Source organism: Bacillus sp. M5A3_1b (assembly GCF_053345335.1).
Genome location: NZ_JBKEZY010000006.1, coordinates 54,268 through 67,305, shown reverse-complemented (window position 1 = coordinate 67,305; position 13,038 = coordinate 54,268). Strand labels below are relative to the sequence as shown.

Annotated in this window: 13 protein-coding genes, 1 pseudogene and 1 riboswitch; of the genes and pseudogenes, 5 read left to right on the top strand and 9 right to left on the bottom strand. The window is 37.3% G+C overall.

Annotation, left to right across the window (positions count from 1 at the left end; genetic code table 11):
- Positions 1-10 precede the first annotated feature (10 nt).
- Together ACLBWW_RS17620 and ACLBWW_RS17615 are read right to left on the bottom strand one after the other, a co-directional pair.
- On the bottom strand, positions 11-1,132 hold the full coding sequence (locus ACLBWW_RS17620; RefSeq protein WP_048546503.1) for an AI-2E family transporter: 1,122 nt from the start codon (positions 1,130-1,132) through the stop codon (positions 11-13).
- Between the two features lie 63 nt (positions 1,133-1,195).
- On the bottom strand, positions 1,196-1,444 hold the full coding sequence (locus ACLBWW_RS17615; RefSeq protein ID WP_000539721.1) for a GlsB/YeaQ/YmgE family stress response membrane protein: 249 nt from the start codon (positions 1,442-1,444) through the stop codon (positions 1,196-1,198).
- A 136-nt stretch (positions 1,445-1,580) separates the two neighbouring features.
- On the opposite strand from ACLBWW_RS17615, the gene ACLBWW_RS17610 reads away from it, so the two are divergent.
- Together ACLBWW_RS17610 and ACLBWW_RS17605 are read left to right on the top strand one after the other, a co-directional pair.
- Complete coding sequence (locus tag ACLBWW_RS17610; protein ID WP_107134949.1) at positions 1,581-2,039, top strand: GNAT family N-acetyltransferase; 459 nt, start codon at positions 1,581-1,583, stop codon at positions 2,037-2,039.
- Positions 2,040-2,081: 42 nt separating this feature from the next.
- A riboswitch (cyclic di-AMP (ydaO/yuaA leader) is annotated at positions 2,082-2,224 on the top strand.
- Between the two features lie 96 nt (positions 2,225-2,320).
- Positions 2,321-2,464, top strand: coding sequence for a hypothetical protein (locus ACLBWW_RS17605; RefSeq protein ID WP_000945246.1), 144 nt, complete (start codon positions 2,321-2,323; stop codon positions 2,462-2,464).
- 54 nt (positions 2,465-2,518) lie between these two features.
- Here ACLBWW_RS17605 and ACLBWW_RS17600 read toward each other — a convergent pair whose 3' ends face one another.
- From ACLBWW_RS17600 to ACLBWW_RS17590, 3 genes and pseudogenes are all read right to left on the bottom strand, one after another.
- Complete coding sequence (locus ACLBWW_RS17600; RefSeq protein ID WP_447614142.1) at positions 2,519-5,512, bottom strand: collagen-like protein; 2,994 nt, start codon at positions 5,510-5,512, stop codon at positions 2,519-2,521.
- A 149-nt stretch (positions 5,513-5,661) separates the two neighbouring features.
- Positions 5,662-6,416, bottom strand: a pseudogene (locus ACLBWW_RS17595) (class I SAM-dependent methyltransferase).
- 41 nt (positions 6,417-6,457) lie between these two features.
- Complete coding sequence (locus tag ACLBWW_RS17590; RefSeq protein WP_141499215.1) at positions 6,458-7,000, bottom strand: CGNR zinc finger domain-containing protein; 543 nt, start codon at positions 6,998-7,000, stop codon at positions 6,458-6,460.
- A 112-nt stretch (positions 7,001-7,112) separates the two neighbouring features.
- Here ACLBWW_RS17590 and ACLBWW_RS17585 point away from each other — a divergent pair, with 112 nt between their 5' ends.
- Positions 7,113-8,309, top strand: a complete 1,197-nt coding sequence (locus ACLBWW_RS17585; RefSeq protein ID WP_098068237.1) for an MDR family MFS transporter — start codon at positions 7,113-7,115, stop codon at positions 8,307-8,309.
- Positions 8,310-8,390: 81 nt separating this feature from the next.
- Here ACLBWW_RS17585 and ACLBWW_RS17580 read toward each other — a convergent pair whose 3' ends face one another.
- A complete protein-coding gene (locus ACLBWW_RS17580; protein WP_447614141.1) occupies positions 8,391-9,305 on the bottom strand; it encodes a tetratricopeptide repeat protein in 915 nt (304 codons plus the stop codon).
- Positions 9,306-9,659: 354 nt separating this feature from the next.
- Between ACLBWW_RS17580 and ACLBWW_RS17575 the strand changes: the two genes are divergently transcribed.
- Entirely contained in the window at positions 9,660-10,040 is a 381-nt protein-coding gene (locus ACLBWW_RS17575; protein WP_098078153.1) for a hypothetical protein, read from the top strand.
- Positions 10,041-10,116: 76 nt separating this feature from the next.
- Positions 10,117-10,356 carry a DUF3923 family protein gene (locus ACLBWW_RS17570; protein WP_000747680.1) on the top strand — a complete coding sequence of 80 codons (240 nt, stop codon included), beginning with the start codon at positions 10,117-10,119 and terminating at the stop codon, positions 10,354-10,356.
- Between the two features lie 95 nt (positions 10,357-10,451).
- On the opposite strand, the gene ACLBWW_RS17565 is transcribed toward ACLBWW_RS17570, so the two are convergent.
- The 3 genes from ACLBWW_RS17565 to ACLBWW_RS17555 form a co-directional block, all read right to left on the bottom strand.
- Complete coding sequence (locus ACLBWW_RS17565) at positions 10,452-11,000, bottom strand: DUF2179 domain-containing protein (protein ID WP_088122707.1); 549 nt, start codon at positions 10,998-11,000, stop codon at positions 10,452-10,454.
- Between the two features lie 200 nt (positions 11,001-11,200).
- A complete protein-coding gene (locus ACLBWW_RS17560; RefSeq protein ID WP_048546511.1) occupies positions 11,201-11,614 on the bottom strand; it encodes an ATP synthase subunit I in 414 nt (137 codons plus the stop codon).
- Between the two features lie 52 nt (positions 11,615-11,666).
- Positions 11,667-12,995 carry a hemolysin family protein gene (locus ACLBWW_RS17555; protein WP_046957914.1) on the bottom strand — a complete coding sequence of 443 codons (1,329 nt, stop codon included), beginning with the start codon at positions 12,993-12,995 and terminating at the stop codon, positions 11,667-11,669.
- Between the last annotated feature and the right edge of the window lie 43 nt (positions 12,996-13,038).

Below are 13,038 nucleotides of genomic sequence, written 5' to 3'. Positions count from 1 at the left end.
TAGCTCTTTTTTACGTATTCAACTTAACAAATCTATAACTATGCGTTACTAACACTTTTAATATCGCATATCCTGGAATTGCTAAAATAATCCCCATAATTCCAAATAAATTTCCGGCAGTTAAAATAATAAAAATGATAGTAATTGGGTGAATGTCTAGCTTTTTCCCCATAACTTGCGGAGAAATAAATTTACCTTCTGCTAATTGTACGACCATCATAACGATAATTACTTTTAACACCATTGCTGGCGAGTCAATAAATGCGATAATTAATGCTGGTGTAATTGCAATGATTGGTCCTACGTACGGAACGATATTTACAATCATTGCTAAAATAGCGAGTAATACCGCATATTTAATACCAATAATAAGGTAACCGATTAATAGCATAATACCGATAAACAAGCTAACGATAATTTGTCCTCTAATATACGAGCTAATCGCATAATGCATATCATCTAGTATTCTCATCGCTGCTGGTTGTCTTTGCTCTGAAATAAACTTTAAAAAGTGGTTCGGTAATTGTTCACCATCTTTTAAAAGATAGAACAATATAAACGGAACCATTACAAACGTTAAAACGACCTCTGTAACAGTACTTAAAAATCCAGTTACATTTCCAGTTACTGATGATAGCGACTTCGTAAAATCAACGGTGTAGTCTTTTACCATACTTGCTACATCAATATTTAAATTCTCTTGAATTTTGCCCAGTAAATTACTTTCCCCGAATCTACGTGCTGCTCGTTCAATTTCATGACCGAAATACGGTAAGTTATCTATTAATGCATCAATTTGATCTTTAATAATCGGGATTACTGTTACAACTAAAAATACAAATAATCCTAGTACTATTATATATATAGAAGCGATTGATACGATTCTGGAAACACCTTTCTTTTCTAAAAGCGAAACGAATGGATGCAAAATATAAAATAGCACTCCCGCTAATAATACGGGGAAGAAAATTGTTTTTAAAAAGACGATAAACGGAGTAAAAACAAAAGAAATTTTCGTTAGCAGTAATATGTTAATAAACAATAATGCAAAGCCGAGTAACACCGCTAAATAATTTTGTTCTCTAAAAAACTTTTTCAACTTATCTCTTTTTCTAATATTTAATTTCTCCAATGAAACCACCTCTTCGAATGATGAAAAGCCCTTATTCAGGGCTTTTCATCATGATCTATATCTTTATTTTCTTGCAGCTTTCACTACAAATGATACAATAAGAATTAATACGATTGCACCTAATAATGCTGGCACGACATGAATCCCACCAAATGATGGCCCAAAAGATCCAAATAGCCTACCACCTAATGAAGCACCTAACAAACCTGCGATAATATTTCCAAACATACCACCCGGAAAATTTTTACCCGTTATAGAACCTGCAATTGCACCTATAATAGCACCAACTATTAATGTGATAATCCATCCCATTTTTAGTCCTCCATTTCTATTATAGTGTATTTCTTTTTAATACTAAATTATTATGTAACTATTATAATTATTATATCCAATAAAGAAAAATCTTGTCAAATCTATGAAAATAAAGCCTATAAGGAGGTTTTACCCTATGATTCAAAAATTAATAACAACTTCTCACAACACCGCTACTTCTATTTTAAACATTCAAATACCCGCTTATGAAATTGAGGCAAAATATATAAATAGTACGGCTATTCCTCGTCTTTATGATACTGTAGCCGATATTCAATTATGTGATGAAATTTTTTACGGCTATTTTTATGAAGATACACTTGCTGGGTTTATTTCTTTTAAAATGGATGAAGAGGAAGTTGATATTCATCGTTTAGTAGTATCCCCCGATCATTTTCATAAAGGAATCGCCACAAAACTACTACTTTATGTATTTGACATGTTCTCCCCTTCACAAACATATATTGTACAAACAGGGAAAGAAAATACACCTGCTCTGTCTTTATATAAAAAACATGGATTTATTAAAATAAATGATATTATATTACCTGATGGAGTGGTTTTAACCTCACTAAAAAAAATCAGAAAACAATAAACAGTTTGACTAATTAATTTATTTATGTTATCTTTTACTTTATAAAACCTTTTGCTGAGTCCAAATTTTGGAGCGGGGGAACCATTTTTGTAGCCATGCTACTTGGGGCGAATCTTTTTTAAGTAGGGAAACTCTCACTTCCCGAGTCCGACAGCTAACCTCGTAAGCGTAATGGGAGAGGAAGGTGCTTTTTGCCTATGTTACAAAGTGTACCTCCTTAATTATAAATATGGAATCGATACCAATAGACACCTATATTTATAGAAAAGGAGACATGTATAATGTTACGTTTATCTGATCACGCAATAAAAATGATGGAGCAAAGACTTCGACTCGAACAACATCGCACATATCAAGCAAATAAAGTTGTAGATAACTTACATCACAAATACTTCTTTCAACATATTTTTCAACCGAAAAGATAAAGAAAAAAACACAAGGTGTGTCTGTATAGACATTCCTTGTGTTTTTTATATTTCTTATAAAATTCTCACTACATTTAAACTTGCCGTAATCGCACCTGCTATAGTCGTCACATGCCCTACACCTAACGGACCATTTTGTAATACTAACGTGGAATTAGCACTCGTTACATTGACAAGAAGTGTATTTGAAATGGCAGGTTCGATTACTACAGTTGATGTCGTTACGTTTTGTATAAAACTCCCTGTTAGTTGAGCTCCATTTAATAATAATCTGACAGATACTGTCTCATTCCCAGCACTTGCATCTCCTTGAAAATAATAACTTACCAAATATATTCCTGGCGTAGATACGGTAACCGTTGTGGCACTAGTTAAAGATACACCTGTTCCATATACTGTAGATCCACTATTAATTGGAATATTGGCATTGGCTGCAATGGCACTCGTTGATGTAGAAAAGAAATAGCCGCCACCTGTTGATATAGCAGATGATCCAGTTGCTCCTGTTAAACCGGTTGGGCCCGTGACACCTGTTGGGCCTGTTACTCCCGTTCCCCCTGTTGCTCCTGTTATTCCTTGTATTCCTTGGATTCCTGTCGGTCCTGTTGCACCAGTCGCTCCAGTCGCTCCGGTTGATCCGGTTGCTCCCGTCACACCTTGTGGACCTTGAATTCCTTGGATTCCTTGTGGACCTGTTATTCCCGTCGCTCCAGTTGCTCCCGTCGGACCCGTTATCCCCTGTGGGCCTTGGATTCCTTGCAGACCTTGTGGACCCGTTACTCCCGTCGCTCCTGTTGCTCCCGCCTGCCCCGTTACCCCTTGTGGACCTTGGATTCCTTGGATTCCTTGTGGACCAGTTGCTCCCGTAGGTCCTGTTGCCCCGGTTAGACCGGTTGGACCTGTTGATCCGGTTATTCCTTGTATTCCTTGAGGTCCAGTTGGGCCTGTTGGACCAATCGGACCTTGGATTCCTTGCAGACCTTGAATGCCCTGTGGACCCGTTGGACCTTGTATCCCTTGTATTCCCTGAATTCCTTGCGGGCCTGTTGCACCAGTTGGACCTGTTGGACCCTCTGGACCTTGTACTCCTTGTATTCCAGTCGCTCCCGTTGGACCTATATCTCCTTGTGGCCCCTGAATTCCTTGTATACCTTGAGGGCCAGTTGGACCTGTTATTCCACTTAGACCTTGCACTCCTTGTAAACCTTGAGGACCGGTTGGACCGAGTGGACCTTGGATTCCTTGCAGACCTTGTAAGCCTGTTGGGCCAGTTGCTCCCATTACTCCTTGCTCACCTTGTATGCCTTGTATTCCTTGCGGGCCTGCCTGCCCGATTGGACCCTGCGCGCCTTGCACGCCTTGCGGGCCGGTTGGGCCGGTTGCTCCTACCGGTCCCTGTAAACCTTGTAAACCTTGTAAACCGGTTGGGCCTGTTACTCCCATTACACCTTGGGGTCCTTGAATACCTTGATCACCCGTTGGACCTGTTGCCCCCATTGGTCCCTGCACTCCTTGCAAACCCGTTAAACCTGTTGCTCCTGTTGGTCCCTGTACTCCTTGCACTCCTTGAATTCCAGTCGCTCCCGTTGCTCCTGTCGATCCCGTTGCACCAGTTGCTCCCGTCGGACCTGTTGGACCTCCTGGTGATCCTGCTGGACCCGTTGGACCTGTTGGGCCTCCTGGCGGACCTGTTGGACCCGTTGCTCCTGTTGGACCTGTTGCAGATCCCGTTGGACCAGTTACTCCCGCCTGACCTGTCGAGCCGGTTGGACCTGGATCCCCTTGCAAGCCAGTTGCCCCTGTTGGGCCTATTACACCTTGCACCCCTTGAATTCCTTGAGAGCCGTTTGGACCGGTTAGACCCATCTCACCTTGTGGACCTTGTAAACCTTGAATGCCAGTTGCTCCTGTTGGTCCCATCGGCCCTTGTTCCCCTTGTATTCCTTGAGAACCTGTTGGACCAGTTGGACCAATCGGCCCTTGAATGCCTTGTATTCCTGTTACCCCTTGTAAACCACTACTCCCTAAATTACCTTGAACACCTTGTATACCCGTATTTCCAGTTGGACCAGTTGGACCGATTTCTCCTTGCACTCCTTGTATACCTTGTATTCCGGTTGGGCCGGTTAGACCAATTTCTCCTTGCACTCCTTGTATACCTTGTATTCCGGTTGGACCTGTTTCTCCCATTGGTCCAGGTATTCCTTGTATCCCTTGAATACCTGTTGGACCAGTCGAACCCCTTTCGCCTTGTATACCTTGAACACCTTGAATTCCTTGCGGGCCTTGAGGACCCATCGGACCTTGACTACCTTGAGCACCTTGTGGTCCTGTTAAGCCAGTTGGACCAGTTGGGCCAATTTCTCCCTGCACCCCTTGCACTCCTTGAATTCCTGTCGGACCTGTTGGACCAGTTACACCTTGTATCCCTTGATCACCTTGGTGTCCTTGCTCTCCAGTAATTCCTTGTATTCCTTGTGGACCTTCTTCTCCTTGTATACCTGTAGTTCCGTCCTCCCCTTGTATTCCTTGCGCACCTTGAGGACCTTGTGGACCTGTTACACCTGTAATACCAGCTTCACCTGTCACACCTTGCATTCCTTGTGCTCCCGTTTGTCCTCGTTCGCCTATTTCTCCTTGTATCCCTTGGACGCCTTGTATACCTTGACTACCAGCAGGGCCTGTAATTCCTTGTATTCCTTCTAGTCCTTGTAATCCAATATCGCCAACAGGACCTTGCTCTCCAATTAATCCTTGAGGACCTTGTAAGCCGACTGGACCTGTAATTCCTTGCTCTCCAGTATCACCAATGGCACCTTGTATTCCTTGAGCTCCTGTTGTTCCTCGCGAACCTTGTATGCCTTGAATACCTTGAGAGCCTTGTGGACCCGTTGCTCCTATATGTCCAGTGATTCCCGGAGGCCCGACAGGACCTTCATGCCCTCCAGTTGGACCAGTTGGACCACTATTACCAGTAGGACCCGTTGCTCCTATAAGCGGAAGAGGCAGTGCCACTCCAAATTTTTTGCACTTTCTATGACGACGCACAACAATCCCCCTTCCCCAAAAATAATTACACCTTTTATATGAAATGCATTTTTATAAGAAAAGTACACCTCTGACCTCATTTTTAAAAAAATAAAGAAGCCTATCATTTCATCTATTTGAAATGATAGGCTTCTTTTTATAAAAACACTTTACTTTCTCGCCTTAATAATAAAAGTAGTTGGCACCATTCTCGCTTTATATAATGAATAATATTTCGTAGACGGCTCAGCTCGTTCTCCATCAAACGAGGTCGCTGGTTCAGGCTCTTCTATTCTCTCAATTGTAAATCCCACTCTATTTAACTCATTTATGTATGTACTTATTTTTCTCTTATATAATGTCGCTTGTACATTTTCTCCTTTAAATGTTTCAAACGTAATAAGAGTTTCCTCATGATAAGAAGACTTTAAAGCAATTTCTTCTGTACCATACTGTAAGTTTGAATATATGGGATGCTCCCAGCTAAAAATAAAACTTCCTCCCGGCTTTACATACGAATAAATTAGTTCCAACGTTTTTCTTAAATTCGAAGTCCAACCTAATGCATAAATGGAATATACAATATCAAAATACCCTTTCGGAATATCTCCTTCCTCTTCCATTGCTCCACATATTAACTTTGGATTCCAACTCTTTAACGTTTCATTCGCTGTTTTAATTTGTTCACTTGAAAGATCAAGACCCCATACTTCCTCTGCCCCATGTTCTGCCATATATTGCAACGAATGCCCACTTCCACATCCAATATCAAGAACCTTTTTATTACTAATTGAATCGAACAAATGAATCTCATCTTCAGACGCGGTATACGGACCATACTTCGGTAAACAATCCACTTGAAAAAATATGGTGCCACTGTATCCCAACACTTTTTATTTAAAGTTAACATTTGTGTCCCTTTCATATTCTACATTCCCCCATCCCATTTTCTTCCCCTAATATAAATTACACATTATAACCTGATCTTCCTTTTCTCTTCGCCCGGTAATTTTTCACTTTCGCAATCGTACCGCACGCTCTTCCACCTTCTTCTCCAGCATACATACCGCACCATCTTTTACTTCCATTTCGCGAATGATCATAAAATACCCAGCGACAATCTGGGCATGCTTTTAACCTCCCCCACAAATTTTCTTGAATTGACATTAACACAATGCTTAATACTTTTGTATATACATTCTCTTCGTGCACAGGCTCATATGTAATACCTTTCATATCTTCCTTTACATGTACATGAAATGGGTATTTCTCTAACCACTTTTGCAATGATCCTTCGCCTTCAACCGTTAACCGAATATCTTCTCGAAAACTTTTTAATTCCTCTATCGTATGAAATGGAACCTCTTTATGAAAATATTTTTTCATAAAGAGGTTTATATCCTCTTCTGTTTGCAGCATATCAATTGGCTCTCTCGTATCGTTTGGTATTTTCCATGTATTTAAAAATTCCCGAATATATTCTAATTCATTTGGTGCATTTTGATTCAATTTCATCCACCTTCTTCTTAAAATTTACTTTTTTCTGACTTTATGTATAATTATAATATAAATTAGTTAACCATTAAATAATTTTACTGGTTACAACATTAGGAGGAGTTCTATGAAAAGTTTCTCAATACCGATACGTTTCATGCTTATTTCTTCATTCTTTATGTCTTTTGGGTATTTTGCAGTATACGCATTTTTAGCTATTTATCTATTAAGCTTTCTTCATTTTTCTGCTGTCCAAGTAGGAACAGTGTTGACGGTTATGACAATCACATCAAGAGTTATCCCTTTATTCTCAGGATTAATTGCTGACAAAATAGGCTATATCATTATGATGATAGCCGGATTATTTTTAAGAGGAATCGGATTTATCGCTTTAGGAATATGCTCTGATTTCTATACAATTTCTATTTCTTCTGCACTTATTGGCTTCGGAACTGCATTTTACGAACCTGCTGCGCGCGCCATATTCGGCTCACAACCAGCTCATATGAGAAAAAATTTATTTACATATTTAAACCTTAGTTTTAATTGCGGTGCAATAATCGGACCAATTGCAGGAGGGTTCTTACTCTTACTCGATCCAATCTATGCTTTTTCTCTAACAGGATCTCTTATGCTGTTATTCGCTTTTATCTTTTACTTACTTAAAAATCACTTCCAAGTCACTACTGAAAACACGTCTATTACATTAGGGCTACAGGCTATCTTACAAAACAAATCTTTCCTTTTGTTTTCATTTATTATGATTTTCTTCTATATTATGTTTACTCAGCTTACTGTCGCACTTCCACTTCATATGAAAAACATTAGTAATAGCAATCCGCTTGCTACACTCGTTATTACGATAAATGCAATAACAGGCGTCATATTTATGGTATTATTTCGTAAACTATTTCATAAATACAATACACTTTCGATTATTAAATACGGTGTTTTATTAATGAGTTTTTCTTTTTTACTCATTCCTTTATTTCCACACCCATATTGGCTATTTATTTGTGTAATTTTATTTACAATTGGCGAAACACTCGTATTACCTAACGCTGATATCGCTATTGCAAATTACAGTAACGAATCATATACAGCTACTTACTTCGGATTTTATCAACTATCACTCGCATTTGGTTTTATCATCGGTAATTATACCGGTACATCTTTTACAGCCAACTTAAGCGGAATGTATACACCATGGCTTATTTTCGGTGGAATTGGACTTATCGGTTTTATTTCACTACATATTTTAAATATTAAAAAAGGATTCTCTAAAGAAGATATATACCTATGTAATAATACAAAACACCTTTAACACATTACAATTGAGATGGTACCTTTAGACAACCAGCCTATAATAAAAAATTCGACCATCATATGTGACAGTCGAATTTTTTTATTCTTCATATTCAAGATGATTATGTCTTTTACAACCAAACAAATAACAAGCCCCTATATGATAAGTTTCAAATTCTAACCCTGGAACATATCCAGATTTGATACGTTCTATCATTTTTTTATAACAATTATTCTCTTCTGTATATTCCTCAATTAACTCTTTCTTATCTTTTTCTGTCCAGTTTTCTTCTACTTCTTCATTCTGAACATCTTCTATTTCTGCTGTTTTCGCTTCGATAGATTCCCGTATAACTTCATTTATACGGGTGAAATTATTAGCTTTATATAAAGCATAAACAAATCTACCAATCCAATTGGGGCTTTTCCAAACTTCTTTATATCCCTTTTCGAACCATTCAATTGCTTCTTTATAGCAATTCAACTCAACATATAAATCTGCTACATGAATTTCTCCTAAAAAATCATCAGATCTCCTGTAAAAAACATCTAACTTCTCTTTCGCTTCTGTCGTTCGCCCTAAATCAATTAAACATTTTACATAGCTATACATGATATAGTCCGAATCCCCTGAAACTCGCAAGAAAAATTCCGAAGCTTTTTCTAACTCTCCAAGGTTATAATGCGCTACAGCTACATTGTGAAATGCTTCACCCGATGGTTGCATCGAAATAGACTTTTGTAATACTTCTTTCGCTTCTTCCCACTTTTCTTGTTTCGTGTAAATTTCCCCTAAGATGTTATAAGGAAAGTATGAGGAAGGATTCAACTTAACAACTTCTCTTATTAATTCAAGAGCTTTATCATCATCCTCTTCCTCATAAAAGTACATCCAAGCAAGATTATTGAGAGATTGTACACCTCTAGATTCATGTACAGCTCGTTGAAACAGTTCCATTGCTTCCTCATATTCATTTTGTTCAAACATTTCAATTGCCTTCTCGTTAATGTTCAAGTAACTACCTCCGAAGTGAATGAATTCATCTATTCCACATCGTTATTTTAATATGAAAAAATTGTAATTTCCATAAAAATAAGTTCTTTCGCCTGTCTACATGTCATCATATAGTTGGATAGCCAATTCATAATGATTTTGACAACACTGCTTTCTACAGAAAATATATACCTACTGGAAAGATACTGATTTAAAACAATAAGTAAACTTTTCAAAACCCTTAAATTGGATATACAGCTCGTTTAAATTTACATATTATGGTACAATTAAAAAGAGTGCTAGCTAAACAGTTACGTTCCACACTAGCAGTCTAGCAATGCCAAAATCAAAAATTACTTAAAATTGGGGGATGTTATGAGAAAGAAATTAAGTGCTCTTCTATTCATCGGAATCATATTATCCGGATGTTCAACTATAGCAGAAAATTCTTTAGAAACTGGAAAAGGCAGTATTGAATTATTAACACCGACGATTACAACAAAAGATAACGAATTAGAATTTAAGACTGAAGGCATTGATGAAAATAAAGTGACGTTTATTTATGTCGCCAATAAAAAAGTATTGGAACAAAAAATTAATAATGGCGAATCCTACAAAGTTAACATTAAAGATATCGAGCACGCTCATAGGACAGATTACAAACCAAAAGTTCAACTTTTGCAAACGCAAGATGATCATAAAGATGGAGAGATGGTAACGTTTAAACAAGTTAGATATACAGTTAAAAAAGATTAATTTTATAGGTATTTCCTTATAAATGTAACAAACGAAAATATACTTTTAACAGAGGAGAAATGTAAGGGGTGTTAACATGAAAAAACGATGGATTTCTTGGTGGATCGGTAACATATTTTGGATTATCGTTTTTGGAATATGGGCCGCTATTATTTGGTTACGCGACGTTGATGGTGCTGGTGTTATCCAAACACCCGAAATTAAATCCATATCACTTATCGTTTTATTAATCGCGTTTATCATACCGGTATTTTTTCAAGTTATATGGCTAATCATAAATTTGAGAATGAGTAGAAAAAATAATTATACGATTTAGTTTTTCAATTAACAGATAATTTTTTCATAAAAAAGAGAGGAATCTACATCAAAATAGATTCCTCTCTTTTACATATGGGCTTATACTCCCCTTTTTTACGATGCATGTTCATCTTTCTTCTTCATTAACGCTCTTTTCTTCATCGCCTTCGTTAAATATCCACCTTTAAATGAACGGATTTCATAAGAAGACATAAACGCTTTTGGTGCAATTTCATTAATAATTTCTAACAGTTCTTTTTCTCTAGAACGCTTTGCTACGATATCTAAGCGATAACGTATAGAATTAATACCTTCGCCTTCAAATACTGTAACGCCAAATCCAGAGTGACGTAATTCATCTACTAATTCATTACAACGGTCTAGTAAACTAACTTGATACGTAATATAACCAATTGCTAATTTATTCTCTATATAACCGCCTAATAATAGTCCCGTACTAAAGCCAATGACATAGGCAATAATGTTCATCCAATTTGATAAATCTTGAAACACAATACCTAAACTGACAATGTAAATAGCTCCTTCTAACAATCCAACACCAGCAGCGGATCTTGTTTGATTCTTTACAAGCAAAATCGTACGGATTGTCAAAATTGGAACGTAAATAATTTGAAGCACAAAAATAAGTAACGCTTGTAACATTGGTATCCACCTCTTTCAAAAAGTCTTTTGTCATAATAACATACATAACCTTTAGAAATCGATGGGTTTTTAAATTTTTTTACATTATTTTTCATACTATTGAAAAACATAAAAAAGAAGCGTATTATATTTGTCGTAAATTTGATTCCTTTCATTAGCTCGCTTTAAACACAAAAAGGAACCCCATTAGGCCCCTTTCATCATAGCTCTATGTTTTTCGAAGCCTGTTCTCTTTGCTTCTCTTCTTCTTTCACTAACTGCACATTTGCATAAGCTAAATTCGCAATCATTAAAAAGTGACCACCTAAAATGCCTGTACCGAATGCCCACATTTCCATTTCATGCTCAATTTCATACATAATAATAGCTCCTAAAATGGCTGCTGCAAATCGGTTTAAAACTCCTAATCCAGGAGCCTTTTCTTTCATTACGATACTTTTCCCAAGTTTCTCCACTCTGCGAGCCAATAACCAAAGGCAATATGCACTTACAGCTAATCCGATACCAAACCCTGTTACTTGTTTTCCAAACGGAGTAATCGTCCACATAAGTAGTAAACCACTAAAGATCGCATACAATTGTAATCGATATACACGTAAGGCTGCTTGAATCAAAATATCCGCTCCTAATTTCACATTTTTTATACTTTAGAAGAAAAGCAGCAACTTACACAGTTGCTGCTTTCTCTTCTTCTTGCTCTTGTTCCATCTTACGAATTTCAACACGTTTAATTTGGTAAGCATCTTTTTCTAACACTTTAAATTCATAACCTTCCGCCTCAACGTGTTGTCCTTCTTCAATTTCATGATTTTGCATCATAATCCAGCCACCAATTGTATCCACATCATCTTCTTCAATGTGTAATCCAAATAAATCTTTCACTTCGGAGATAAGCACTTTTCCATCAACGATTTTATGGTGCTCATTCACATGCTGAATTGGTGGTGCTTCATCTTCATCATATTCGTCACGAATTTCGCCGACGATTTCCTCCAAGATATCTTCAAGCGTTACAATTCCGGCTGTTCCTCCGTACTCATCATATAAAACAGCCATCGGAATTCGCTTCTTCTGCATTTGAAGTAATAAATCGTGAATTGGAGTTGTTTCCATCACTTCAATAATCGGACGCATATACGTGCGAATCGATGATAAATCTTCTTTATCGTTGTTCATATATCGAATAAAGAAATCTTTTACATTGACCATACCGATAATATCATCTTTATCTTCTCCAAAAATCGGATAACGTGTGTATCGTTCATTTTGGATTACTTTCATGTGTTCTTCTACTGAATCTTCCAGGTAGAAACCAATGATTTCTGTTCGCGGTACCATAATCTCTTTTGCAATACGATTATCAAATTCAAAAATGTTATTTACATACTTGTATTCAGCCTGATTAATTTCGCCACTTTCATAGCTATCTGAAAGGATAAGGCGTAATTCTTCCTCTGTATGAGCTACTTCATGTTCTGAAGCCGGTTTTAAACCGAATAAGCCAGTTACAACACGAGCTGAACCGTTTAATACCCAAATAAATGGATACATGACTTTATAGAACATCATTAACGGACCTGCCAATAACAATGTTACTTGTTCAGCCTTTTGAATTGCCATCGTTTTCGGAGCTAATTCCCCTACTACAACGTGTAGATACGTCATTAGCATAAAAGCAAGACCAAATGTTAATACTGATGAGATAGAAGGATTTATGTTCCATTTCTCAAATAACGGGTGTAATAACTTTTCAATTGTCGGTTCACCTAACCAACCTAATCCCATAGCTGTAACTGTAATACCTAATTGACAAGCAGATAAATATTCATCTAAATTTGTTGTTACCTTTTTCGCTGCTAAAGCACCGCGTTTCCCTTCCGCAACAAGCTGATCAATACGACTTGAACGTACCTTTACAATCGCAAACTCTGCTGCTACGAAAAATCCAGTAAATGCGATTAAAATCGCAACCATGACTAAATTAAATATTTCCAATGAATCCCCTTAGTTTAAAAAACTAAGGTGTCCACCTCCTGTA